We start from the raw sequence: 25,067 nt of genomic DNA on the forward strand, positions 1-25,067 counted from the left end.
ATTTTTGGTTTAATTTATTATTTTTTATCGTCCCATTTTGGCGGAAAGAAGCTGAAATTGGGAGGTGATGGACCACATTTGCATGAAAATATGGAAGAGCGGGAAAAGCTGATAAATGATTAGCGCTACCAGACCTGCCCAGATATAGGTCGTTGTGACTGTAATCCCTGCCAAAAGTCCTGAACTGAGGACAAGTATTAGGGAAAGGCCGATAATCGGAAGCGAATACCGCATGAACGTTATCACCGTGGATAGAATGCCGAGCTGCGCAGCAATGGCGAACTGCACGTACATAAAAAGCAGATGCAGCAAGAATCCATATACCAGCATACCGATTAACCAAGGCAATAAGTCGAGAGAGGCTTGTTCATAAGATGTGCTGTGAGCGAGCACCTTCTGCGCTTTGGGCAGCACCCAGATGAGAGGCAGCAGTGACAAGACGATTCGGATCATATATGCGGCGAAGAAGGGGAGCGTGAGTTCCTTGATGCCGCGGACGAAGCGATAGCCGGCATTTTGATCAGAGTGTGTGAGCGAATAGTAGACGCCGCTGTTCAGCATAGGGGTGAGCAGCATGCGAGCTAGGAGCAAGGCAGCCAGCCACAACAAGTAGGAATGGCTAAGATCCGTTTTGAATAACTGGAACTGACTTTCGGCTAGAAAAAGCTGGAGGGCTTCCTTCGGCTGGTCACCGCCGGGAAAGCGGTGCATGAGAGGGACTAGCACCCCTTGTACAAGCTTATAAAGCAGCATACCCCAACACATTTGGTACATGAATATGACAATCGTGGCGAAGGGTTGCCGTAGAGCCGCCCTGAAGCCGGATTTAAGATAAGTTGTCACGGGTGTCCCTCCTAAGCGTTGTTTGCTGAAGGCAAACTTGCCTTGTAGAGTGGGCGCCTACCAGGCCACCCACCCGAAAATAGCTTGCAGGAATTGAACAATGCCAAGATTTAGGCGGAGCTTCCACTTGGTATCTACTTCTGCTTGCATGTAGTTATTAATATGCTTGTTCTCAAGAATGAGCGAGTAGCTCGGATCGATGCGAACCCAGTCTACAGGCGTCGTATGGGTTAGTTTGTATTCAATGCTGCTCTCTTTGCCGTCCCATGTTTTGTCGAGCACCGTGCCATCAGCGAAATGAAACTGGATCGGCACCTCAGGCGAATTTCCGCCGCGCTTGGAGATGAGGATCGTGCTCTCGTAAGGGCCAGCACCTTTGCTGCCTGCAGCTTTCACATGGATGCTCTCAATCGAGTAATCAATCATCTTCGAGCCGTAAACATATTCATTGAAGAAGTCGTCCCACTTCATTTTGGATACATCCTCGACAACGTTTTGAAAGTCTTTGGTGGAAGGATGCTTGAATTGCCACTTTTGAAAATAGGTGCGCATGATTCGATCCATGGTCTTGATGCCGACCTGCTTCTCAATCGCTTTCAGCACAAGTTTGCCTCTTGTATACACATTTTCTGCGTATTGATCATGTCCGGTATAGGCCCAAGCATTTTGCCGCAGGGCATCCGGAGAAGTAATGTAGCTGGACTCGACAGGTAAATTCGGTTTCGCTCCGAAATCGGCTTCCATCACCTTATCCTCGGCATAGGAGGTAAAGCCCTCATCCAGCCAAGCTTCTTCGAACTCATTGCTCGCCACGAGGCCGTAGAAATATTGGTGTCCGATCTCATGTACAACAACGCGTTCCAATTCCTGATCCGGCGTTTTGTCGTCCGCGCCCCAAGCCGTTATGAGCGTAGGATATTCCATCCCGCCTGCTCCGTTGCCTCCGGGGGGAGGTACGACGATGGACAAGGTCGAGTAAGGATACGATCCGTACCACTGACTATAGCGGGATAGCGCTTTTTTGGCAGCATACATATAACGGTCCTTCAATTCCTGATGGTTGGGATCAAGATAGAGCTTGATCTTCACTCCGGGTATTTGCGGCGTAGAGAAAGGTTCTTCCACATACACGAAGTGAGGTGAAGCAGACCATGCGAAATCATGCACATCATCGGCATAAAATTGATACGTCTTCATGCCATTCTCCGTCACAGCAGGTTTCACAGGAAAACCGGTCGCGGCAACCGTGTAGTTCGCCGGAACTTGAATTTTCACGTCATACAAGCCAAAGTCCGCATAAAACTCCGAATTCCCATGATATTGGTGGAGATTCCAGCCAGGCTCGGTGCGTCCCCTTGTGCCGGCCCGTTCATAAGCGGCAACCTTTGGGAACCATTGCCCAGCCATCACGAAGTCGTCCACATAGCCCATTCGGGCAAAGGCTTCAGGCAGCTTGACGAGAAACTCCGTTTTGAGGGAGACTCGTTCACCGGCTCCTACGGGCTTCGACAGCGGTATTTTGAGCAGCGTATGGTCGTCCTTATTGCCGTCATCGGGCTGCACAAACGCCATGCGTGGCGTGAGGTCCTCGCCGTCAGCCGTTTTTACGGAAAGCAAGTCCATCCAGCCGGTACTATCGGCTGTAGCTTCATCTTGCCTAAGCTTACCGCCGGACTCCCGCATAAACGTGGTTTTCTTAGATGCGAATGCATTTGGATATAAATGCAGATAAATTTCTTGCACAGGAACCGTTCCCGGGTTTTCCCACGATAACGCTTGCTGCCCTTTGAGCTGCCTCGTTTCCGGCGTGTAGGCAACATTCATGTGATACTCCGCAATGCGGTAGCTCAGCGGTTCCTGCGTTTGTTTGTCCGAAGATTTGCCGCGATCCGCAGGCTGCATGTCCGGCGCCGGAGCTGACGGTTCCTCCTTAGAGACGACGGGCACCGTCAGTTTACTTGCAGATGGGAGCAAAGTTTCAGACAGCAAGACAGTGCCTGCTGCAAGGAGCATGACAACGAACCATTGTAGCTTTCGGTTTTTGAATAAAACACTCAATAGATTCACCCCGCCTAACAAGCATCTACAGCATGTATATGTAGACAACCTAGGGAATATTTCTGTGAGTGGAAAAGATTTGTTAACACGACTGAAAGTGGGCTCTTACCAAGTCCCGGTTCGCTGCTCTTGTTCTCATGGAGTACTTTAGCTACAATGAAAGCAAAGGTGTCATTTTAACATTACGATGAGTGGAAGGTGCAACGATGGAAGCGGATAAAAAGAAGCTGGCCTTAAATATAGTAAGCTCCAAAGTCAATCACAAAGGATTCGGCGCTGGAGCAATCGATCTTAGCAATGTATCAGGGGTCATTATCGATGGAGATGAAGCCTACCTTGATGAAGGCACACTGCATGCTAAGAGTAAAATCGAGAAGGGAATTAAATTCTCGACGAACAAAGAGGATGTGCCGAACGGACGTAAGGCGTGGATCGTCTGGGTGGCTGTGGACCGCACCGAAGAAGGAGCATACTATGCTGGCATGGCGGCTTGCGAGATGCTGATCGATACGGAGGCGCGCAGAGGCTGGAAAATTCTAGCTGATCATGTGAACAAGATGGACGGTGCCATGAAGCGTAAATTTATTCTAGAAGGCTTGTCCGACAGCGAGCGAGCAGCCCTGAAGAAACAGCTAATTAGCCACAACGAAGAATGGTGGAACCGCTCGGATGATGTGCTGAAAGATGCTCTTTCTTAATCGTACCAAGGCATTATTTGAGATTATGAACATTATGTGTCATCCATTGTTACGCCAAGGTGAACCGAGTATACTAGACCCTAGTGTATGTTACCTCATATACTAGGACAGCAAAAAGGCAGACTAAGACGCGCTTAGTTCTGCCTTTTTGTGTTCTCTGAAAGCCGCGCGGGGACTGGGAATCAGTCGTTCCACCAGCGTTTGATATCGTTCCACCAAGAGCCGTTTTGACCTTTTGGCGCGTCCTTTTTATCATCACCCGAAGCAGGCTTGGCGGGTTTGCCCGTACAGTAAGTCGTTGGCTCCGTGCCGGCCAGAAAAGCCTCGAGATGAGCGTTCGGGCAATCCTCATTGGACAGCTTTCCGCTCACAGGATCAATATAGACATTGGCTACGCCTTCCGGAATTTGGAACAGCTTGGGCGGGATAGCCTCCAGCGTTTGCTCCGTGAATTCCGCGAAAATAGGTGAAGCCAGGTGCGATTCGACGGTAGAGATGTCCCGGCTCTTATCGTAGCCGACCCATACGGCTGTGGCGAGCTCCGGCGTAAAGCCGACCAGCCAAGCATCCGTATCGGTCGTTCCGGTTTTACCGGCAATTGGCCGCTTGATCGTACTGGCGACACGGTTACCCGTACCGCCTTCCTCGAACACACTCTCCATGAGACTCGTCATCACATAAGCAACCGCTGGGTCAAGCACCTGCTCCTCTTTCGGAGCTGCTTCATATAAAATCTGACCGTTCGCATCCTCAATCCGCACAATCGCAGTCGCTTCTTTATGCAGACCCTGATTCGCAATCGTTCCGAAAGCGGATGCCATTTCTAGCGGGCTTACAGGGAAGGAACCGAGCGCCAGTGATGGCAAGGGTTTCATCGGTGAGTCAATGCCCAGCTTGCGGGCCAGATCAATAACCTTCGCAGGACCAACATCCAGAATCGTATGAACCGCATAGATGTTATCGGATTTGGAAATCGCCTGCCGCATATCGATATTCGCATTTACATATTGATCGTTGAAGTTTCTCGGCGTGTAACGCTGGCGCCCTTCATCGTATGTGAACACCGTCGGCTCACTTTTCACCTGTGTAACGGGCGTATATCCATTTTGCAGAGCTACCATATACACAATTGGTTTAAAAGAGGACCCCGGCTGCCTTGTATTCGACAAGGCTCTATTGAACTGATTCTCTGTATAGTCGCGTCCGCCGACCATCGCTTTGATTTCCCCGGTTCGTGGGTCGATGGCGACGAGAGCCGCCTGCAGGTCAGTTTTGCCACTCAACTGCCCATTGACGACATTTTCGGCGATTTCCTGCGCTTTCTTATCAAGTGTCGTGTAAATGCGAATGCCGCCCTCGTCGAATTGCTCCTCGGGGATTCCGAGCTTTTCTGTAGCTAGTGTCCGTACATAATCTCTGAAATAAGGGGCTGCTGCAGGTTTCTTCTTCGTCAGCGGTTGGATGGTCAGCTTCTCTTTACCGGCAGCGTCTGCGGCAGCCTGTGTGATGAATCCGCTGCGGACCATCGTTTGGAGCACAATTTTTTGCCGGTCCAGCGCATTTTTCATATCATAATAAGGTGAATAGTATCGTGGCCCTTTCGGGACACCGGCAATCATGGCGCTCTCGGCTAACGTCAATTCACTGGCGTGTTTGCCGAAGAATAGCTCAGATGCTGTTTCTATGCCATAGGTCGAATGACCGTAGTAAATTTGATTTAAATAATCCGCAAGAATTTCATCCTTGCTTAGCTGCATCTCCAATTGAACGGCATACATCGTTTCTTTGATTTTACGCGTCCAGGTGCGGTCATGTGTCAAATACAAATTTCGGGCTAACTGCTGAGTGATGGTGCCTGCGCCCTGCACTTTTGCCATTGCTTTCACATTGACAATCGCTGCACGGGCAACGGCTTTCACGTCGACACCGAAATGATCATAGAAATGTTGATCCTCCACGGCGAGCGTAGCGTTGATAAGGTATGGTGAAATTTCCTTTAATGAAACGACCTGTCGATTTTGTCCTGAATAAAATGTGTCGATGAGTTCGCCGTGCGTATCAAACATTTGAGAAGTTTGCAGCATTTTCGTTACAGGCAGCGTCTGCGAGCGTAAATACACGAAGAAGATTGCAGCTGCAATGAGCAGAAGAACGCAGGAAGTGAAGAGAAAGGAGAACATTTTCTTGATTCGGCGCATCCAACGCATAGACGCAGGTACCTCTTGCTCCCTTGTTTTTTGCGGAGTGCCTGAAGTTGGCTGACGATTGTTTTCATTTTCGGACATCGATTCCTACCTCCTTTCTTGCTTCGTCCTAAGGACGTATTAACCAGTATGGAAAAGCATGGGTGTCCGTATTCAACAAATTGTAAATATTTTTTGTGAAATGGGTAAAAGAACTAGGAAAATATTGCTTTTTGGGGGTAATGAACTATAATACAATTTGTGCGTGTCAAGGGACGGGAAATTCTAGCGGTTCTTGCATGACATTTTGGGCCGGTGGAACACTGTTAGAGATAATGAATGTCAGTAATTATTCATCCAATATAGTAACGAAAGAAGGTATGAACATGGATTTGTGGTACACAGAGAAACAGACAGACAGCTTCGGCATTACAGCTAAGGTAAAAGAGACTTATGTAAGAGAGCAAACGGATTTTCAAGATCTAGCGATGATTGAAACCGAAGAGTGGGGAACCATGCTTACACTTGACGGCATGGTCATGACCACAGTAAGAGACGAGTTCGTCTACCATGAAATGGTTGCGCACCCTGCGCTTGTGACTCATCCGAACCCTGAGAATGTACTTGTTGTAGGCGGCGGCGACGGCGGCGTAATCCGTGAGATCATGAAGCATCCGAAAGTGAAAAAGGCAGTTCTAGTCGACATCGACGGCAAAGTAATCGAGTACTCCAAGAAGTACCTGCCAACGATTGCCGGCGAATTGGACAACCCGCGCGTTGAAGTTATCGTAAATGATGGCTACATGCACATTCATGATCACAAAAATACATACGACGTTATCATGGTCGATTCCACAGAGCCAGTTGGCCCAGCGGTTGAACTGTTCTCTAAAGGCTTCTACCAAGGCATTTATGATGCGTTAAAAGAAGATGGAATCTTCGTTGCACAAACGGACAACCCTTGGTTCAAAGCAGACCTGATCCAAACGGTTAACCGTGACGTCAAGGAAATCTTCCCAATCGTGCGCGTATACAGCGCGAACATCCCTACGTACCCTAGCGGTCTATGGACCTTCACAATGGGCAGCAAAAAGCATGACCCCCTTCAAGTCGAGGAAGCTTCCATTCCAGAATTCCCGACGAAGTACTATACAGCACGCCTACACAAAGCAGCGTTCGTTTTGCCTAAATTTGTTGAAGATTTGATTAAATAAGTGGAAAAGCCGTCAACCCTTGTGAGAGGGTGGCGGCTTTTTTGCAACCGCACATCCCCGACAGCAGCCATTCATTTTAAGGACTCAGAAGCCTTCTGCAATTTCTCACCCAGCTCCACAACACTGCCATACAGATGTCAGTCACGCCCAACTATACTGAATACATGAAGCAACAATCCTTATATCCATGGAGGTAATTCCTATGTTTACTACCGTAGAAAGCTTTATTAACGAATATCAGCAAGAATCCGCTACAACGCAACAGCTGCTCGACGCCATAACCGATGCCTCCCTGCAGCAGCAGCAAGTCGAAGGCTTTAGGCCGCTTGGTTTCATCGCGTGGCATCTGGTGCACAATGACCGCGGCATGCTGCTCGCAGCCGGGTTGAAATTCGCCGCGCCTTCTGCTGCCAGCAAGCCGCCATCTGAGGCTGCAGTCATTGCGGATGCTTACCGCTCAACTGCAGCCGAAATCATTGAAGCCGCCCGCACACAGCTAACGGACGCCAAATTGCAGGAAGTCGTGAACATGTTCGGCCAACAGTGGACGATCAGCGAAACACTGTTCGCCTTCCTCAAGCATGAAATCCATCATCGCGGACAGCTCACGATTTTGATGCGCCAAGCCGGTGTGCCTGTCATCGGAGCCTATGGTCCCGCTAAAGAGCAATGGGCAAGCATCGGGATGCCGATTCCAGCCATTTAACAACTGCAAGCACGCCAAAGAAAGCCCCCAACTTCACGGTTTCGTGAAATCCGGGGCTTTTTTGCATGCGTAAAGAACCAACTTCGACATCATTCCTGATCGACGATCGCAGTGATACATTGAATTCGTTGATCCTTTCATATAAACTAATACCTAACTTGCCTTATCTTGACATAAGGTGCAAAGAGGACCTGCAGAATAGGAGAATGACGAATCATGACGGATAAAGCGCGTGTGCGCATTCGCATTGAGAGCCGGAGCGGGAGCGAGACAACTGTGCAGAAGGCACGGGGAGACCTGTACCGCAAAGGCAATCACACCTACATCCGCTATGAAGAAGAGCGCAGCGAGCTTGGACGAACAGTGACGCTCATTAAGCTGGAAGAGAATCAGATCCGCATCGTCCGCCAAGGAGATGTGCAAGCGGAGCAAACGTTTGTGCCTGGGGAGAAACGAATCGGATTTTATCATACGCCGCAAGGTCGCCTGGAACTCGAAATCGAGACGCATGAGCTGACAAGCGAAGCGGAACAGGGCATCGGAATCACGCGATGGAAATACGATTTATATGCATCCGGCACGCATGCGGGTACATACAGGATTAAGTTGTTAATTCAGGAGGAGTAAGAAGAATGGACGTACTAAACGAAGTCAAAGTCATCGTGAAACAAGCTATTGCCGATGCAGTTGCTGCTGCTGGCATTGTGGATGCCGCGCAATTGCCGGAAATCATTCTGGAAGTGCCGAAGGAAAAAACACACGGGGATTTCGCAACGAACATTGCGATGCAGCTGACCCGTATTGCCAAGCAGAATCCAAGACAAATCGCCGAGCAGATCATTGCGAACTTGCAGAAGGATAAAGCGAATATCGCTGAAGCAGAGATTGCCGGACCGGGCTTTATTAATTTTAAAATGAACAAAGTTTACCTCTATCCTGTCATTGCTGACGTACTGGCGCAGGGTGAGCGGTACGGAGCAAGGAATGTGGGCCAAGGGCTGAAAGTGCAAGTTGAGTTTGTCAGCGCGAACCCAACAGGCTCTTTGCATCTGGGACATGCCCGCGGCGCGGCTGTTGGCGATGTGCTGTGCAACGTTTTGGATCTTGCAGGCTACGAAGTATCCCGAGAGTATTACATTAACGATGCGGGGAACCAAGTCGTGAACCTGGCGAAATCCATCGAAGCCCGCTATTTGCAAGCACTTGGACAAGATGCTGAAATGCCGGAAGACGGTTACTTCGGGGAAGATATCAAAGGCTTTGCGGCAGACCTTGCCGCGGAAGAAGGAGATCGCCTGTTGAGCTTGTCAGATGATGAGCGTCGTGCCTTTTTCCGTACGTATGGCTTGAAAAAAGAACTCGACAAAATCAAACGCGACTTAGGCCGCTTTGGTGTACGTTTCGACAATTGGTTCTCCGAGACGTCGATTTATGAAGATAACTTGATTCCACCCGTGCTGAAAGAGCTGCGCGACAATGGACATATCTATGAAGAAGAAGGCGCAACTTGGCTGAATACCACACCGCTGGGCGACGACAAGAATCGCGTTTTGATCAAAAATGACGGCTCCTTCACGTACCTGACGCCGGACATCGCTTACCACCGCAATAAGTTCGGGCGCGGCTTTGAGCGCTTGATTAACATTTGGGGCGCCGACCACCACGGCTACATCCCGCGGATGAAAGCGGCCATGACAGCGCTTGGTTTCGAAGCGGATCGACTCGTGGTGCTGATCGCGCAAATGGTGAGCCTTTTCCAGAACGGGGAAAAGGTCAAAATGTCCAAACGTACCGGCAAAGCGGTCACGATGGAAGATCTCATGGACGAGGTCGGCGTCGACCCGATCCGTTATTTCTTCGCGATGCGCAGCATGGACTCGCATCTGGACTTTGACATGGACTTAGCGGTTTCTCAGTCCAATGAGAACCCCGTTTACTATGTGCAGTACGCACATGCACGGATCTGCTCCATCTTCCGCCAGGCGGAGGAGCAAGGCATCGCGGTGCTCCCGCTGGCGCAGGTTGACCTTGCCCAGCTCTCCTCGGAAGCTGAGTTCGACTTGCTGCGCAAGATCGGCGAGCTCCCGGAAGAGATCGCGATCGCGGCGGAGCAGTACGCGCCGCATCGGATGATCCGCTATGTCTACGAACTGGCGAGCCAGTTCCATAGCTATTACAGAGGCCACTACGTCATCACGGATGACGCGGCCTTGACGCAAGCACGCCTCGCCTTGCTTGGCGCGCTGCGTATGACCATCGCCAACACGCTTCGCGTAGTCGGCGTATCCGCACCGGAGCGGATGTAATCCTCCGCTCCCAAGCCCAAAAAGGAGTTAAGCAGCAGCCAGCCGCTTAACTCCTTTTTTATTGCGAGTCTCTGACCTGCCTCGCAGCCCGCAAAGCCCGCCTGGCGTTCAGGTGCCCAGGCTGCCAGCGCGTGCTTTCGCGCTTGCTCATGCTGAGCGCGCAGCGGCGCAGCGCGCTTTTGATCTGCTGCGGCGACAAGGGCTTGATGGACAGCATCAGCGCGATAACGCCGCTGACATGAGCGGTGGCCATCGATGTGCCGCTGAGCTCATTGTATTTGCCGTGAAGCCAGGAGGAGTATACTCTTTCACCTGGTGCATAGATGTCAATTTGTTTGCCGCGATTACTGAAGGGAGCTATGCGGCCTAGCCGTGTTGTGGCTCCGACGGAGACGACCTGTGGGAAGCGGGCAGGATAATCGATCGTTTTCCGTTTGCCGTCATTACCGGACGAAGCGACAATGACTTTTCCTTTGTAGTACGCGTTCATAACAGCCTGCTCTAGCGCACGGTTGTATGACTTCATGCCGAAGCTCATGTTGATAATATCGAGATCATTGTTTACGCACCAGTCAATTCCGGCAATAATGTCCGAGACATAAGCGCTTCCACTGTGATCAAATGCTTTAACAGGATGAATAATCGATCTAGGCGCAACACCAATAATGCCCGAATGACGGCCGGACGCTGCGATGGTGCCGGCAATATGCGTGCCATGGCCGTTATCATCGTAGGGGAGCATACTGCGGTTTAACAAATTGATCCCTCGTGAGATGGAATTTCGTAAGTCAGGGTGATTGTAGTCGATGCCTGTGTCGATGACGCCTACATGGATGTTTTGGCCTAGCGACTTGCTCCAAACTTCAGGCGCACCAATTTGATCAACGCCCCAGGGGATGGTGTGAGAGCCGGAGCCAGATAGCGTGGTTGCACGTTTGATGAGGGTTTTGCTACCGACCGATTGGTGAACGGTGACTTTGGAATCTTCTTCGATGACTGGACTGCCTGTGAACTGTTTGAGTTTCGAATCGGGACGGAGCGTGCAGGAGAAGGCGTGAATGATGTCGAGCGTGCGAACCTTGTTCAGGTTGACAAGTCGGGATCTCATTCGCTTCAGCTCGGATTTGCATGCATAGTAGTCCTTAGCTGATGAGAAACGGATTAAATGCTTCTTTCCGGATTGCTTGGTGAGTCCGATTTCCTCATGCAGCGAATGAAGAAAGGTGGCTATATCCATACGTGCCATCCCCCCATGACAACTTATAATCGAGTCTCCCCTATCCTATGTACAGGTCACCCCATCTGACCGTGTGATAGCCTTTATAGAAATAAATGGGTGCGAAGCCGTGTCAGATGTGCTGGTTTTACATAGGATAAATAGAGAGGCGCGAGCAGGAGTGTCTCTTCCTCAGGTACTGGAAACGGCTGTGACTCGCTCATACCGCTTCCTTAGGATACAGTCGCAAGCGGAGGGGGACCTTCGCTTGTATTCATTTTCGGGGGGGTTGTCCGAAAGGTTTCTTGGGGGTAGTTGCATTTTTAGAAAAAATAGGTTTTACTTAATGAAGATATTGGATAAGGTAGATAGAAGAAGTGAAGAAGACGGTCGAAAGGGATGTGCCTTAGATGAGTAGCGAATACACACTCAAAATCACCACAGAACAAGCACGCGAAATGCCGATGGTGGATTTGGCGTTTGAATTATTGAAATCGGCGAATACGCCATTTTATTACCGTGACTTGATGGCAGAAATTGCAAAAATTAAAGGGTTATCTGAGCAGCATGTGATGCAAGTGATTGCCCAACTATATACGGAAATCAACATCGATGGACGTTTTGCTTGCGTAGGTACGAATCTATGGGGCTTGAAACGTTGGTACCCTGTCGAGAAATCAGACGATGCGGTTGGTAACGCGAAGCGTCCAAGAATCATCAATGATGAAGACGATGATCTGGATGAAGACATCTACGCAGAGGAAGAGGATACATACGCAGAGGAAGACGAGTACGATGCGTTTGGTACCGAAACCGAAGAGGAAGAAGCGGAAGAGGATACGGAATTCTTTGAGGATGAAGAGATCGAAGAGGATCTTGGCGAAGAAGGTATCGAGGAGTCCGATGACGAGGAAGAAGAAGATTTGGACGAAGAATCCGATTTGGATGAGGACGATTCCGATCTGGATGAAGAGGAAGAAGACGAGAAATAACTTGTCTTGACAGCCGCTGCCCGTTCAGAGTAAACTATTGCATGGGCTTTAAAAGAATCTTAACAAATCGCGCAAGCGTTCAAAAAGTGCCCCGTCTATTCGCGGGTGTCACTTTTTTTTGTTTTCAGGCTGTTTTTTTCACCGGATTTTCATGAAAACCCTCATTTAGTAGAAACTAAATCGAAGGCAGTGGCACGACGACAACGATAGCGAATGCTTACGCTGTAAGCTTTTTGCATAGAAAGACATGGGGCCAGTTATCTGGCATTACCAAGCGTATGCTTACGCTGCAAATTTTTTTAACTAAAAAACTATTAGGAGGCGTACATAGTGACAAAATACATTTTCGTTACGGGAGGCGTTGTTTCTTCCCTTGGCAAAGGAATTACTGCAGCTTCCTTAGGAAGATTGCTGAAGAACAGAGGTCTGAAAGTTACGATTCAAAAGTTTGATCCGTACATCAACGTGGATCCAGGGACTATGAGTCCTTATCAGCACGGTGAAGTCTTCGTTACCGATGATGGTGCTGAAACGGATTTGGACTTAGGCCATTATGAGCGTTTCATTGATATCAACCTTTCCAAAAGCTCGAACGTGACTTCAGGCAAGGTGTACTCTTCCGTTATTACCAAAGAGCGCAGAGGGGAATATCTCGGGGGTACGGTACAGGTTATTCCTCATATTACGAATGAAATCAAAGATCGCGTATTGAGAGCCGGCCGCGAGGCGCAATCCGATGTTGTCATTACAGAGATCGGCGGAACAGTTGGCGATATCGAGAGCCTTCCTTTCTTAGAAGCAATCCGTCAAATGAAAAATGATATCGGCCGCGAGAACGTCATGTACATTCACGTTACGCTGATTCCTTATATTAAAGCAGCTGGTGAAGTGAAAACGAAACCGACGCAGCACAGTGTAAAAGAACTGCGCGGCTTAGGCATTCAACCTCACGTTATTGTTTGCCGGACCGAACATTCTTTGACAGAAGACATGAAGCGTAAACTTGCATTATTCTGTGACATTGATCCAGCAGCTGTGATCGAGTGTAAGGATGCAGAAACACTTTACGAAGTGCCAATGATGCTGCGCGAGCAAGGACTTGACGACTATGTCGTTAATCACCTGAAGCTCAAAACGAATGAGCCGGACATGGCTGAGTGGGAAAGTCTAGTTCGTAAAGTTAAATCTTTGACTAAGAAGACAGAAATCGCTATTGTCGGAAAATATGTTGCATTACATGATGCTTATTTGAGCATTGTTGAAGCGCTAGGACATGCCGGCATTGATAACGACTCCGAGATCAACATTCGCTGGGTAAATGCAGAAGAAATTTATGACCACAACGTTGATGATCTGCTTTCCGGCGTTCAAGGTATCTTAGTACCAGGCGGTTTCGGCGATCGCGGTATTGAAGGCAAAGTATCGGCTATTCGCTATGCCCGTGAGCAGAAAATTCCTTTCTTCGGTATTTGCTTGGGTATGCAGGTTGCTGTTATTGAGTATGCGCGTTCTGTTTCAGGTTTGGATGGAGCGAACTCCTCCGAGATTAATCCGACTACGGCTTATCCGGTTATCGATCTTCTGCCAGAGCAGAAGGATATTGAGAATCTGGGCGGTACAATGCGTCTCGGTCTATATCCATGCAAAATTGTTCCGGGTTCATTGGCGGAGAAATGCTACAATGATGAGCTTGTTTACGAGAGACATCGTCACCGGTATGAGTTCAACAATGAATACCGCGATTTGATCGAATCCGCTGGCTTACGCATTTCTGGTACGTCCCCAGACGGTCGTTTGGTCGAAATGGTGGAGCTTCCAGGCCACCCTTGGTTCTTGGCGGTGCAATTCCATCCGGAATTCACATCCCGTCCGAACCGTCCGCAGCCGCTATTCCGTGAATTTGTGAAGGCAGCTCAAGGGGTTGCACGTAGCTAACTTACTATGTTAACTACCTCCTGTAAAACAACTTATTTGTAAAAGTTTTCAATTAGGCTCTCTCTCCGGAAGGAAAACGGAAATGAATAGCGAATACGTAATGTATCTGTGAAGTGCAGGGGATTTGTTATTCGTTTTCGGGAGGGAACTAGGCTGATGAAGAAAAAGGTACTGATTGTCGATGATCAAAATGGAATTCGCGTATTGCTAATGGAGGTTTTCAGCAATGAAGGATACGATACCTATCAAGCCTCTAATGGTAAACTGGCTTTAGAAATCGTCAAAAATTCTTCGCCTGACCTACTATTACTTGATATGAAAATTCCCGGTATGGATGGACTAGACATTCTAAAGCACGTTAAAGCAATTGATGCATCGATTAAAGTGATCATGATGACAGCTTATGGTGAGCTCGATATGATTAAAGAAGCGACGGACCTGGGTGCAATCATGCATTTCACGAAGCCTTTCGATATTGATGAATTGCGCATGGCGGTTAATATGCAGCTAAATAATGAGTCAAGCAGCGGTTTTGCAGTGGGATCCTAGTCATAGGGTCTTTTTTTGTGGCTGAGAAGCGAGGGCTTGGTTATCATTTGAAAGTATATGTGCTATAATAACTCAGGTATGACAAGAGCGGTCAACGCAAAACTACAAAAAGGTTCTAGGAGGAAGAGAAACATGGCATTGGTTTCAATGAACGAGTTTTTACCTAAAGCAAAAGCGAACAAATTCGCGGTGGGTCAATTTAACATGAACAACCTTGAGTTCGCTCAAGCGATTGTGGATGCTGCAATCGAACTGAAATCCCCTTTCATTTACGGTGTTAGCGAAGGCGCACTGAAATATATGGGTATCGAATTTACAGTAGCAATTGCTGAAGCTGCAGCTAAGAAATCCGGCCTGCCGATCGCTTTGCACTTAGATCACGGCAGCTCCTTTGAAGTAGCGATGAAATGTATCCGTGCAGGATTCAGCTCCGTTATGTTCGATGGCTCCCACTATTCTTTCGAAGAAAACATCCGTTTGACAAAAGAAGTTGTTAAAGCTGCGCGTGCAATGGGCGTATCCGTTGAAGGTGAGCTTGGAACAATCGGTGGTGTTGAGGATGACATCTCGGTAGACGAAGAGCACGCTAACCTAGCTAAACCTGAAGAAGCTATCCGCTTCTACGAAGAAACAGGCGTTGACTGTTTGGCAATCGCAGTAGGTACAGCACATGGTATGTACGCTGGCGAGCCTAACATCCATTTTGATATCATCGAGCAAGTTTCCAAAGCGATTCCAGTTCCTGTTGTATTACACGGCGGTTCCGGTGTTCCTGACGAAATGATTCTTAAATCGATCGCTGCAGGCGTTGGTAAAATCAATGTTAACACAGAGAACCAAGTGGCATGCACAGAAACGATCCGCGCAGTTCTGAACAAGGACGCAAAAATTTATGATCCTCGTAAATATCTAACCCCAGCTCGTAACGCAATGGTCGAAGTTGTAAAATCCAAAATTCAATTATTCGGAAGCAGCAACCAAGCTTAATTTTTAATTGTATAGATGCAGTGGGAAATGCCGTAAGACGCAAACGGAGGGTGCGAAAGAACTGTCCGCCGTTTGCATCCTTGCGGTCGTTTCCTTCTTCTGTTTTTTGTCTTCAGTTCTAACTAGGAGCTGTAAGCGTTTTTGCTATGATTATATATGTCCTGTTTCTCTTTTATATGTTCATTTTATTATAATGCTAGAAGTTTGGGAGCAATTGGCGTTTAAGTTGAGGAGTTTGCGTTACAGGAAGGCACCTGGATTTAGGGGGATAATCATGTTGGAGAAATTAATGGTGGTCGGGGGACGTCCACTACGAGGGACTGTTCAAATTAGCGGAGCTAAGAATAGTGCGGTTGCGCTTATTCCAGCTGCGATTCTTGCTGAAACGCCGGTAACGTTGGATAATCTGCCGCATTTAAGTGATGTGGCTACATATACAGAAATTTTGACGGATTTAGGGGCTACCATCGACTGGAACGAAGATCGGATGACGATTGATCCTAGCCGAATGAAGTCTCTTCCAATGCCTAATGGAAAAGTTAAGAAGTTGAGAGCTTCCTACTATTTGATGGGAGCGCTGCTTGGAAGATTCGGGGAAGCGAATATCGGTCTGCCAGGCGGATGTAATTTCGAACCGCGTCCAATCGATTTGCATATCAAAGGCTTTGAGGCTTTAGGGGCTGAGGTAAGCAATGAGAACGGCGCTTTAAGAATTAGGGCCAAAGAGCTTCGTGGAGCGAAGATTTACTTGGATATGGCAAGCGTAGGAGCTACGATTAACATTATGTTGGCCGCTTCTCGCGCAAAAGGCAATACGATTATTGAAAATGCGGCGAAAGAGCCTGAAATTATAGATGTGGCTACATTGTTAAATTCGATGGGTGCGAGAATCAAGGGTGCTGGTACCGATACTATTCGGATCGAAGGGGTAACGGAAATGCATGGCTGCCGCCACTCCATCATTCCTGACCGGATTCAAGCGGGAACGTATATGATTGCTGCAGCGGCTACACGCGGCGATGTCACAGTGGATAACGTCATTCCTAAGCACATGGAAGCATTGACGGCGAAGCTTCAAGAAATGGGTGTTCATATCTACGAGATGGATGAATCCATTCGTGTAGTAGGTCAGCCTGAATACTCCAGCGTTGATGTAAAAGCATTAATTTACCCAGGATTTGCAACAGATTTGCAATCTCCAATGGCGAGCCTGTTGTGCCAAGCTAGAGGAGTTAGTATACTAACGGATCATGTTTACAGCAATCGTTTCAAACACATTCCTGAGCTCGTGCGGATGGGAGCTAAGATGAAAGTTGAAGGACGCTCCGCAATTATCGAAGGATCTGAGCTTAGCTCCGCTAAAGTTCGAGCAACGGATTTGCGAGCAGGAGCATCCCTTGTGCTTGCTGGTCTTAGTGTTAGAACGGGTGGTATCACAGAGGTATCAGGGGTTGAGTTTATTGACCGTGGGTATGAGAACTTAGTATTCAATTTATCCTCGTTAGGTGCCGAGGTTTGGCGCGAGAGCGAAGAGTAAGGAATAAAGTTCCAGACAACAGGCAATGCTAGAATCCAATTGAAAATTTAATAGTTTGGTGGTTGAAACATGAGCATGCAGCTTGCTGAGCTTGAAGTACTCAAGCTTACTGAATTATATAAACTAGCTAAGAAACATCAGATTCCATACTACGGTACGCTGAAGAAAAAAGAACTCATCTTTGCAATTTTACGTGCACAAGCTGCTGAAAGTGGTCTAATGTTTATGCAAGGTGTCCTCGAAATTCTACAAGAGGGCTTTGGTTTCTTGCGTCCCATTAACTATCTTCCAAGCTCTGAAGACATTTATATTTCTGCTTCTCAGATTCGGAAATTTGATTTGCGCTCCGGGGATATTGTATCAGGCAAATGCCGACCTCCTAAGGAGAACGAGCGTTATTTCGGGCTTCTTCAGGTTGAAGCGGTTAATGGCGAGAAACCGGAAACAGCTGCCGAGCGGCTTCATTTCCCTGCCTTGACGCCTCTCTATCCAGATACGCGTATTACATTGGAAACGGAGCCTAACAAAATTTCCATGCGTATCATGGATTTGCTTGCTCCTGTAGGCCTAGGCCAGCGTGGATTAATTGTGGCGCCTCCCAAAGCAGGTAAGACATTATTGCTCAAAGAAATTGCAAACAGTATTTCCACGAACTACCCTGAAATAGAGCTTTTCGTTCTGCTGATCGATGAGCGTCCTGAGGAAGTTACGGATATGCAGCGTTCTGTAAAAGGGGAAGTTGTTGCTTCTACTTTTGATGAGTTGCCAGAAAATCACATTAAAGTTGCTGAACTAGTCCTAGAACGCGCTATGCGTCTAGTTGAACATAAGAAAGATGTAGTCATTCTGCTGGACAGCATTACCCGTTTGGCTAGGGCTTATAACCTTGTAGTTCCGCCAACAGGCCGGACACTATCCGGTGGTATTGACCCTGGCGCTTTTCATCGTCCGAAGCGTTTCTTCGGGGCTGCCCGTAACATTGAAGAAGGCGGCAGCTTAACCATTCTCGCTACAGCACTTGTAGAGACGGGTTCACGTATGGACGACGTCATTTATGAGGAATTTAAAGGGACAGGTAATCTTGAGCTGCATCTGGATCGTAAAATGGCGGAACGCCGCATTTTCCCTGCTATCGATATCCGCAGATCCGGTACGCGCCGCGAAGAAGCGCTTCTGGGCAAGGATGAACTCGAGAAGGTATGGGCGCTACGCAAAGGCATGAACGATTCGCACGAATACACCGAGTCCTTCATCAAAAAACTTGGCGAAGCGAAGACGAATCAAGAGTTCCTGGATTCTTTGGCTTCCCCTTCGACAGGCGCTTCGTCAAGTGCAAGCAAAGGAAAAGTGAAAAACTCAGCATCTTAAGCAGATGCGGAAGATGCGTTAACGCATAAAGAGGAGTACCGTTATGAATTTGGTTTATTCAGACTCACAAGGAAACGTTTTTGACCATCCGGATTTTTTGGCGCTTGGTCGAAACGCTGAAATGATAACAGAAATTATGGAAGACGAGCTGATTCCGCTGCCCGAAGGGGCGACGCTTGTCAGTCTTCCTTTTACGCGACCAGTAGGCATAGATGCTGAGACTGGCGATATGAAGCTAGTGCCAGGCGAATATCACGCAGTTGGTGCGCTGCTGCCACAGGGCTTTACTCGACTGCTGCTTCCCGGTTATGTCAAATCCGACAAGACTAAGGCGCTGCCGCTGTTCGGTTATACAGCCGTTGTATGGAAGGATGACGCCTTCTTTGTTGCTGCTCGTCTAACAGATAATCCCTACTTCTGGAATCCGATTCATTGCGATGTGACGGAGCTGGAGTCCCAGGTCAAAACCTTGACGGCCAAGTATCCGGAAAACCGCTTGTACGCCCACTTATCCAACTGCGCACTCGGTTATGAGTGCTTGACGGCTTCGAATACGTTCCTGCAGCGTTGGGAAGGCGCCGTTCCGGTCTCCTACTCCTGTAACGCAGGTTGCTTCGGGTGTATTTCGGAACAACCGGATGAGAGCGGCTTTGTGGCTCCACAGACGCGTATGAATTTCAAGCCTCAGATTGAAGAGATCACTCAGATCATGCTGGAGCATCTGCGTACGCCGGATAGTATTATCTCCTTCGGACAAGGCTGTGAAGGTGAGCCCAGCACGCAAGCTGCGCTGATTATTCCGGCTATCAAGCAAGTTCGCGAGCACACGAAGATGGGCTATATTAACATCAACACGAATGCTGGGCTGACGGACCATATCCGCGGCATCGTAGACGCTGGGCTTGACCTGATGCGTGTTAGTACGATCAGTGCTTTGGACGATCATTACAACGCGTATTACAAGCCTAGGGCTTATACTCTTAAAAATGTAGAAAAGTCTCTTCGTTACGCAACGGACAAAGGTGTCATTACTTCTATTAACTATCTTGTATTCCCAGGTGTAACGGATCGGGAAGAAGAGATTGAAGCCATGATCGAATTCGTGAGAAGAACGGGATTAAAATTAATTCAATTGCGCAACCTGAATATTGACCCTGAGAGTTATTTGGGAATCATCCCTAAGGCGCGCGGTGAGCTGCTTGGGATGAAGCAAATGATTGAGATTTTCGAACAGGAATTGCCGGATGTTGTGCTCGGGTCTTACTCGCATACGCCAAAGTTCTACGCCAGCGACAGAAATACGACAATGGTTCTCTAAGTTCGTGGTTTCCACTCGTTTTTCCATTGCATTAGAACTTGCGAATATGCTACAATGCAAAAGTACATTATGTACGTCCATTAACTCTGATTCAGCAAATGATTCAGGGCGGAAAGAGGTGAACCAACATGAAAGCAGGTATTCATCCTACTTATCATGCAACCACAGTGACTTGCGCTTGTGGTAATGTGTTCGAAACGGGTTCAATCAAGCAAAATCTTCGCGTTGAGATTTGCTCCAATTGCCATCCTTTCTACACAGGTAAACAGAAGTTTATCGATGTAGGCGGCCGTGTCGACAAGTTCAAAAAGAAATACGGAATCTAATTGGTATCAATTACTTTGCCGCCAATCAGCATAAGACGTCCTCCCTTGGTCATCCTAAGTTTAGACTTAGAGTCCAATGGGAGGTGTTTTTATGTTCAGGGGTATGCGAAGAATGACTATAGCATTCCTGCTTACCATGAGCTTGGTTGGGTGCGGCATTAATTCGAGTAACAAAAACCCGCCGCAGACGGATAATGCCAACTATAATGCGCAAAATTACAAGCAAGACGGGTATCTGGGGATTACCAATGTGAATCCAAACGACCCGCTTAATCCCACGTATCATCACTACGAGGATGATTCGAACTTAATGAAGAATGTACTCTCACAGTTTAAGGACATCGAGAAATCCAATATTGCCATCAACGGGCCCAATGCTCGGGTGAAAATTAAAGCCAAAGCGAACTTGACGGCGGCGCAGGTTGAAGATCTTCGCTCGCAAGTCCAAAATGCCTTTGATACCAATATGCCGCGCTACAAAACAACTGTGAAAATGTCGCAGTAATCAGGGGAAGGCTCAGGTAGATTTTCCCCCTTAGTTGCTATTTACAGGTGAATCAGCTATACTATTTTTACTGTGCTAGACGGGGAGGTAGCGGTGCCCTGTAACTCGCAATCCGCTGTAGCGGGGTTGAATTCCTGTTAGCGGTACTGTGATGTGAGGTCTGGCTCTTACACGTGGTGTTGAGAGTTGGGTCCTTCGCAATGGATGCTCATGAACCCGGTCAGGTCTGGAAGGAAGCAGCCGTAAGTGAGATGTTTCATGTGCCGAGGGGATGCCTGACTTGAGCTAACGATAAGAGTTCGCTTGTATCACTTTATCAATAACAGGTGCACGGTTTACTATGTAATTCCATATGACTTCGAATTTGAACGCCTTTGTTAAGGCGTTTTTTATTTTGCTTATTTGCATCAGATTAGGATTCCATGCTTGATCCTCTATTTCATCCCCTGTTGCGATATAGTATAATGGATTCAGCATTCCACGCAGGGATTAATGGAGAGGAACACTATGGCACATATTGCTCTATATCGAACGTGGAGGTCTCAGACGTTTCGTGAGGTTGTCGGTCAGAAACATATCACGCAGACACTGCAGAATTCTTTACGAGAAAATCGCCTAACCCACGCTTACTTGTTCAACGGTCCACGGGGAACAGGGAAGACAAGTACGGCCAAAATATTAGCCAAAGCAGTTAACTGCTTAAACGGTCCAGCTGAGGAGCCATGCAATGCTTGCTCTGCCTGTGAACGAATTACTGACGGCGCTGTCATGGATGTCGTTGAGATTGATGCCGCTTCTAACCGCGGTGTCGAAGAAATTCGGGATATTCGGGATAAAGTGAAATATGCGCCTACCGAAGTTAGGCAGAAGGTCTATATCATTGATGAAGTGCACATGCTCACTACAGAGGCTTTCAACGCACTGCTTAAGACACTTGAAGAGCCCCCAGCTCACGTGATGTTCATACTAGCGACGACGGAGCCGCACAAAATTCCGGCAACGATTATTTCTCGCTGTCAGCGCTTTGACTTTCGACGTGTTTCGATGGATGATCAGGTGCAGCGGCTGACATATATATGTGATCAGGAGCAGATTTCCATTAACGAGGAAGCTCTCCATTATATTGCGAGGCTGTCCGATGGCGGGATGCGTGATGCGCTCAGTCTTTTGGATCAAGCAACTTCTTTTGCAACAGGGGAAGTGCAGCTCTCGGACATTTTGTCCATTACTGGCGGAGTGGCCTCCGATCAATTCAAGAAGCTCGTACTGTATATCAGAGACAAGAATCTTGGAGCCGCGCTAGAGCTTATCGATACGTTTATGCAGGAAGGCAAAAGCGCCGACAAATGCATCGAGAATTTGATTCATTATTTCCGCGATTTGCTCATGGTTCGCATGGTGCCGAATTCGCCGGTCATTACAGAACGCGTTTTTGATATGCGCGAGCTCAGTGAGATTGCCAGTCATTTTACACCAAACGAAATGATGGGCATGATTGAAACGTTGAATCATTATCAGAGCGAGATGAAGTACTCCGTCCAGCCCCAAACACTGCTCGAGATTTCGATTATGAAAATGTGCGGGGGCTATAGTGGCGAAAGAAATGCCGCTGTCAGCACAACGATAGATGCGGGCAGTCGGATGCCTCAAGGCGATCTTTTTGCTCAAATGACTCAGAAGCTCAAACAACTTGAAGATCAGATAGCTGGACTGGTAAAATCGGGAGTAACGGGTGCGGCGTCTGAGTCGAAGCCAGCTCCCAAAATGCCAGTGGCCTCTGCGCCGTCTAAGAAGTCAGGCATTAAGCTCGATGGATACTTGAAAGCTTCTGAGGGTCCGGATACCAAGACAGCTCTAATGAAATGGAGTCAGGTGCTGGGTCTGGTCAAGGAGAAGAAGATTACTGTCCATGCTTGGTTTGTGAATGGGGATCTGGTATCGATGCTGGATGATGTGGTATTGGTTGCTTTCAAGAATGAGATGCACCGTAACACCACAGAAAAGCCGGAAAACAAGCTCATTATCGAGCAAGTCCTCACCTCTGTGTTCACCAAGCCCATGCGCTTGCTTACGGTTATGCGCAAAGAGTGGGATGACGCCAAGAATGATGCGACTAGCAGTCCGCCTGAAGTTCTGGAGCTTGTGGCGGAAGAAAGCAGCCCAGGAGCTCCTCCCAAAGAAGAGTGGATCTCTGAAGCGATTCAGCTGTTTGGCGAAGATTTAGTGACCATTAAAGAAGACTAGACTAAATACAAAGGAGCAAACGAGAATGAATAACATGAACCAAATGATGAAGCAAGTGAAGAAAATGCAAGAGCAAATGATGAAGGCTCAAGAAGAATTGGGCACGAAAATCATTGAAGGCACAGCTGGCGGCGGTGTTGTTACTTGCACGGTGAACGGACACAAGAAAGTACAAAGCATCACCATCAAGCCTGAGGCTGTTGATCCTGATGATGTTGAAATGCTGCAAGACCTTGTGCTAACAGCTGTCAATGATGCGATGGCGAAAGCGGAAGAAATCGCGAACAAAGATATGGGCAAATTCACAGGTGGAATGAACATCCCAGGTTTGTTCTAGTCACAACCATGAGCTACGATTCTGAAAGATGAGGGAGAACGTCCTTTGTATTACCCCGAACCGATTTCTAAGTTAATCGATGCTTTCTCCCGTCTGCCGGGGGTAGGTCCCAAAACGGCGGGACGCCTTGCTTTTCATGTCCTTCGTATGAAAGAAGAAGACGTGATTGATTTCGCGAAGGCGCTCGTCAACGTGAAAAGAAATCTCCACTACTGTTCCGTCTGCTGTAACATTACCGATGTTGATCCTTGCCGGATCTGTCAAGATAAGAATAGGGATGGTTCCGTTATTTGCGTGGTACAGGAGCCTAAGGACTTGGTCGCTTTGGAACGCACCAAAGAGTTTGAAGGTTACTATCATGTCCTGCATGGTGCAATTTCCCCTATGGAAGGGATCGGACCCGATCAAATTCATATCGCCGAGTTACTCAAGCGGTTGGGGGATGAAACTGTCCAGGAATTAATTTTGGCTACGAACCCGAACATCGAAGGTGAAGCTACGGCTATGTACCTGTCCCGATTAGTGAAGCCGTTTGGCCTGAAGGTTACGCGTATCGCGCATGGACTGCCAGTAGGCGGGGACTTGGAATATGCCGATGAAGTAACACTGTCCAAAGCCATGGAAGGCCGCAGGGAATTATAAATAGCGTTAAGTAGGTAAAAGGGAGCTGCAGAGCTCTCTTTTTTTTGTTCGTATAAAAGAAGTGCAAGAGTTCTAATTGCTCTATTTCTCCCATAAGCATAAGGGTAGATTAACCCGCATTTGGGGCTATGGAGGTATACAGATGAGACCAGCGCTATTAGGCATGCAAGGAAGGAAGCATCCACAGACGGGAAAAGGGGCAAAAGAGGAACTTCTGAGGGACAAGCAGATGCTGTTGCAAGAGATTCGTTCGGCACATGCGAATTGGGTGGCTGCTCAGGCGCATTTTGAGTTTGCTTTGGACAAGGATCAGATTGACTATGCCATCTATGCGATGGAAGCTGCTGAGAAGAGATTTGAAATGCTTATCAAGCAGGCTAAGAAGCTAAATTTGAGCATGATTGACACGGATCGATTAATGGAGGTGTAGACGTGTATATCAAATATGCGGTATGGGGATTACTCATACTATCATCACTAATGCTGCTAATTACCGTTTTGCGCAACCGGGGAGCTGGCAGGTTATTGTCTGCTCTGGGGTTGAACGTTGTTGTAGCGGCCTTCCTCCTATATACATTGAATTTGTTGAGCGCCTACACGCAGGTGGATTTGCCGATTAATACAGCTACATTAGGAACGGTGACGGTATTAGGTGTCCCTGGTATCCTTTTGCTTGTAGGTTTAAAATTGACTTTACTTTAGGTGACAAAAAAATACAGTCATCTCATGGGTTGACTCCGCAGTTGTATCTATGGTATCTTATAAAAGTTGCCGCTGAGACATGCGGGAATAACGAGTAACTTGAGAAAAACAAGTTGCAAATGAAAAATTAGTGTGATATATTGGTCTTCCGGCTTTTGAAAGAGAGCGGGTAGGACAAGAGTACTTGATCTTTGAAAACTGAACAACGAGTGAGTAAGCACGAACGAGGAATCGTTCAAAAATAGAGATTATTTGTAATCTCGCTAGCAAGTCAATGAGTACAATTAAGCTTTCTACTATGGAGAGTTTGATCCTGGCTCAGGACGAACGCTGGCGGCGTGCCTAATACATGCAAGTCGAGCGGAGCACTTCGGTGCTTAGCGGCGGACGGGTGAGTAACA

The 25,067-nt window shown here is 47.9% G+C and carries 23 protein-coding genes, 1 rRNA gene and 1 other RNA gene; 21 read left to right on the forward strand and 4 right to left on the reverse strand.

Features of this window, described 5'->3' with window-relative positions:
• Positions 1-24 precede the first annotated feature (24 nt).
• The gene (locus AC58UW_RS25605; RefSeq protein WP_497423401.1) at positions 25-843 is read right to left on the reverse strand and encodes a hypothetical protein; all 819 of its coding nucleotides are present in this window, start codon (positions 841-843) and stop codon (positions 25-27) included.
• 57 nt (positions 844-900) lie between these two features.
• Positions 901-2,856, reverse strand: a complete 1,956-nt coding sequence (locus tag AC58UW_RS25610; protein WP_497423419.1) for a M1 family metallopeptidase — start codon at positions 2,854-2,856, stop codon at positions 901-903.
• A gap of 251 nt (positions 2,857-3,107) precedes the next feature.
• Here AC58UW_RS25610 and AC58UW_RS25615 point away from each other — a divergent pair, with 251 nt between their 5' ends.
• Positions 3,108-3,599, forward strand: a complete 492-nt coding sequence (locus AC58UW_RS25615) for a YwhD family protein (RefSeq protein ID WP_497423420.1) — start codon at positions 3,108-3,110, stop codon at positions 3,597-3,599.
• Positions 3,600-3,781: 182 nt separating this feature from the next.
• On the opposite strand, the gene AC58UW_RS25620 is transcribed toward AC58UW_RS25615, so the two are convergent.
• The gene (locus tag AC58UW_RS25620) at positions 3,782-5,884 is read right to left on the reverse strand and encodes a transglycosylase domain-containing protein (protein ID WP_497423402.1); all 2,103 of its coding nucleotides are present in this window, start codon (positions 5,882-5,884) and stop codon (positions 3,782-3,784) included.
• Positions 5,885-6,168: 284 nt separating this feature from the next.
• Here AC58UW_RS25620 and speE point away from each other — a divergent pair, with 284 nt between their 5' ends.
• The 4 genes from speE to argS all read left to right on the forward strand — a co-directional run bounded on the left by speE (position 6,169) and on the right by argS (position 10,008).
• The gene (speE, locus tag AC58UW_RS25625) at positions 6,169-6,996 is read left to right on the forward strand and encodes a polyamine aminopropyltransferase (protein ID WP_497423403.1); all 828 of its coding nucleotides are present in this window, start codon (positions 6,169-6,171) and stop codon (positions 6,994-6,996) included.
• Between the two features lie 202 nt (positions 6,997-7,198).
• Positions 7,199-7,702, forward strand: coding sequence for a DinB family protein (locus AC58UW_RS25630; RefSeq protein ID WP_497423404.1), 504 nt, complete (start codon positions 7,199-7,201; stop codon positions 7,700-7,702).
• Positions 7,703-7,918: 216 nt separating this feature from the next.
• Positions 7,919-8,329 (forward strand): YwiB family protein, encoded by a 411-nt coding sequence (locus AC58UW_RS25635; protein ID WP_497423405.1) that lies wholly within the window; start codon positions 7,919-7,921, stop codon positions 8,327-8,329.
• A 5-nt stretch (positions 8,330-8,334) separates the two neighbouring features.
• Positions 8,335-10,008: an arginine--tRNA ligase gene (gene argS, locus AC58UW_RS25640; protein ID WP_497423406.1), complete on the forward strand. Its 1,674-nt coding sequence runs from the start codon at positions 8,335-8,337 to the stop codon at positions 10,006-10,008.
• 58 nt (positions 10,009-10,066) lie between these two features.
• Here the strand turns inward: argS and AC58UW_RS25645 are convergent, their stop codons facing one another.
• Positions 10,067-11,245 (reverse strand): S8 family peptidase, encoded by a 1,179-nt coding sequence (locus AC58UW_RS25645; protein WP_497423407.1) that lies wholly within the window; start codon positions 11,243-11,245, stop codon positions 10,067-10,069.
• A 389-nt stretch (positions 11,246-11,634) separates the two neighbouring features.
• Here AC58UW_RS25645 and rpoE point away from each other — a divergent pair, with 389 nt between their 5' ends.
• The 16 genes from rpoE to AC58UW_RS25725 form a co-directional block, all read left to right on the forward strand.
• A complete protein-coding gene (gene rpoE, locus AC58UW_RS25650; protein WP_497423408.1) occupies positions 11,635-12,216 on the forward strand; it encodes a DNA-directed RNA polymerase subunit delta in 582 nt (193 codons plus the stop codon).
• 330 nt (positions 12,217-12,546) lie between these two features.
• Positions 12,547-14,151, forward strand: coding sequence for a CTP synthase (gene pyrG, locus AC58UW_RS25655; protein WP_497423409.1), 1,605 nt, complete (start codon positions 12,547-12,549; stop codon positions 14,149-14,151).
• A gap of 156 nt (positions 14,152-14,307) precedes the next feature.
• Positions 14,308-14,700 carry a response regulator gene (locus tag AC58UW_RS25660; RefSeq protein WP_079418635.1) on the forward strand — a complete coding sequence of 131 codons (393 nt, stop codon included), beginning with the start codon at positions 14,308-14,310 and terminating at the stop codon, positions 14,698-14,700.
• Positions 14,701-14,832: 132 nt separating this feature from the next.
• Entirely contained in the window at positions 14,833-15,687 is an 855-nt protein-coding gene (gene fba, locus AC58UW_RS25665; RefSeq protein ID WP_497423410.1) for a class II fructose-1,6-bisphosphate aldolase, read from the forward strand.
• Between the two features lie 277 nt (positions 15,688-15,964).
• Positions 15,965-17,224 (forward strand): UDP-N-acetylglucosamine 1-carboxyvinyltransferase, encoded by a 1,260-nt coding sequence (gene murA / locus AC58UW_RS25670; protein WP_127457668.1) that lies wholly within the window; start codon positions 15,965-15,967, stop codon positions 17,222-17,224.
• Between the two features lie 69 nt (positions 17,225-17,293).
• Positions 17,294-18,592 (forward strand): transcription termination factor Rho, encoded by a 1,299-nt coding sequence (gene rho, locus AC58UW_RS25675; RefSeq protein WP_497423411.1) that lies wholly within the window; start codon positions 17,294-17,296, stop codon positions 18,590-18,592.
• A 43-nt stretch (positions 18,593-18,635) separates the two neighbouring features.
• Positions 18,636-19,910, forward strand: a complete 1,275-nt coding sequence (locus AC58UW_RS25680) for a radical SAM family protein (protein ID WP_497423412.1) — start codon at positions 18,636-18,638, stop codon at positions 19,908-19,910.
• Between the two features lie 128 nt (positions 19,911-20,038).
• The gene (rpmE, locus tag AC58UW_RS25685) at positions 20,039-20,236 is read left to right on the forward strand and encodes a 50S ribosomal protein L31 (protein WP_029197218.1); all 198 of its coding nucleotides are present in this window, start codon (positions 20,039-20,041) and stop codon (positions 20,234-20,236) included.
• A gap of 112 nt (positions 20,237-20,348) precedes the next feature.
• Entirely contained in the window at positions 20,349-20,741 is a 393-nt protein-coding gene (locus AC58UW_RS25690; protein ID WP_497423413.1) for a hypothetical protein, read from the forward strand.
• A gap of 70 nt (positions 20,742-20,811) precedes the next feature.
• Positions 20,812-21,075, forward strand: an RNA gene (gene ffs / locus AC58UW_RS25695) — signal recognition particle sRNA large type.
• 173 nt (positions 21,076-21,248) lie between these two features.
• Positions 21,249-22,985 (forward strand): DNA polymerase III subunit gamma/tau, encoded by a 1,737-nt coding sequence (dnaX, locus tag AC58UW_RS25700; protein ID WP_497423414.1) that lies wholly within the window; start codon positions 21,249-21,251, stop codon positions 22,983-22,985.
• Between the two features lie 25 nt (positions 22,986-23,010).
• Positions 23,011-23,322, forward strand: coding sequence for a YbaB/EbfC family nucleoid-associated protein (locus AC58UW_RS25705; RefSeq protein WP_314799835.1), 312 nt, complete (start codon positions 23,011-23,013; stop codon positions 23,320-23,322).
• A 45-nt stretch (positions 23,323-23,367) separates the two neighbouring features.
• The gene (gene recR / locus AC58UW_RS25710; protein ID WP_127457620.1) at positions 23,368-23,964 is read left to right on the forward strand and encodes a recombination mediator RecR; all 597 of its coding nucleotides are present in this window, start codon (positions 23,368-23,370) and stop codon (positions 23,962-23,964) included.
• 142 nt (positions 23,965-24,106) lie between these two features.
• A complete protein-coding gene (locus AC58UW_RS25715) occupies positions 24,107-24,394 on the forward strand; it encodes a DUF2508 family protein (RefSeq protein WP_497423415.1) in 288 nt (95 codons plus the stop codon).
• Between the two features lie 2 nt (positions 24,395-24,396).
• Entirely contained in the window at positions 24,397-24,666 is a 270-nt protein-coding gene (locus AC58UW_RS25720; RefSeq protein ID WP_497423416.1) for a pro-sigmaK processing inhibitor BofA family protein, read from the forward strand.
• 295 nt (positions 24,667-24,961) lie between these two features.
• A 16S ribosomal RNA gene (locus AC58UW_RS25725) occupies positions 24,962-25,067 on the forward strand; the annotation flags it as partial.

This window comes from Paenibacillus sp. J22R160, assembly GCF_059692135.1.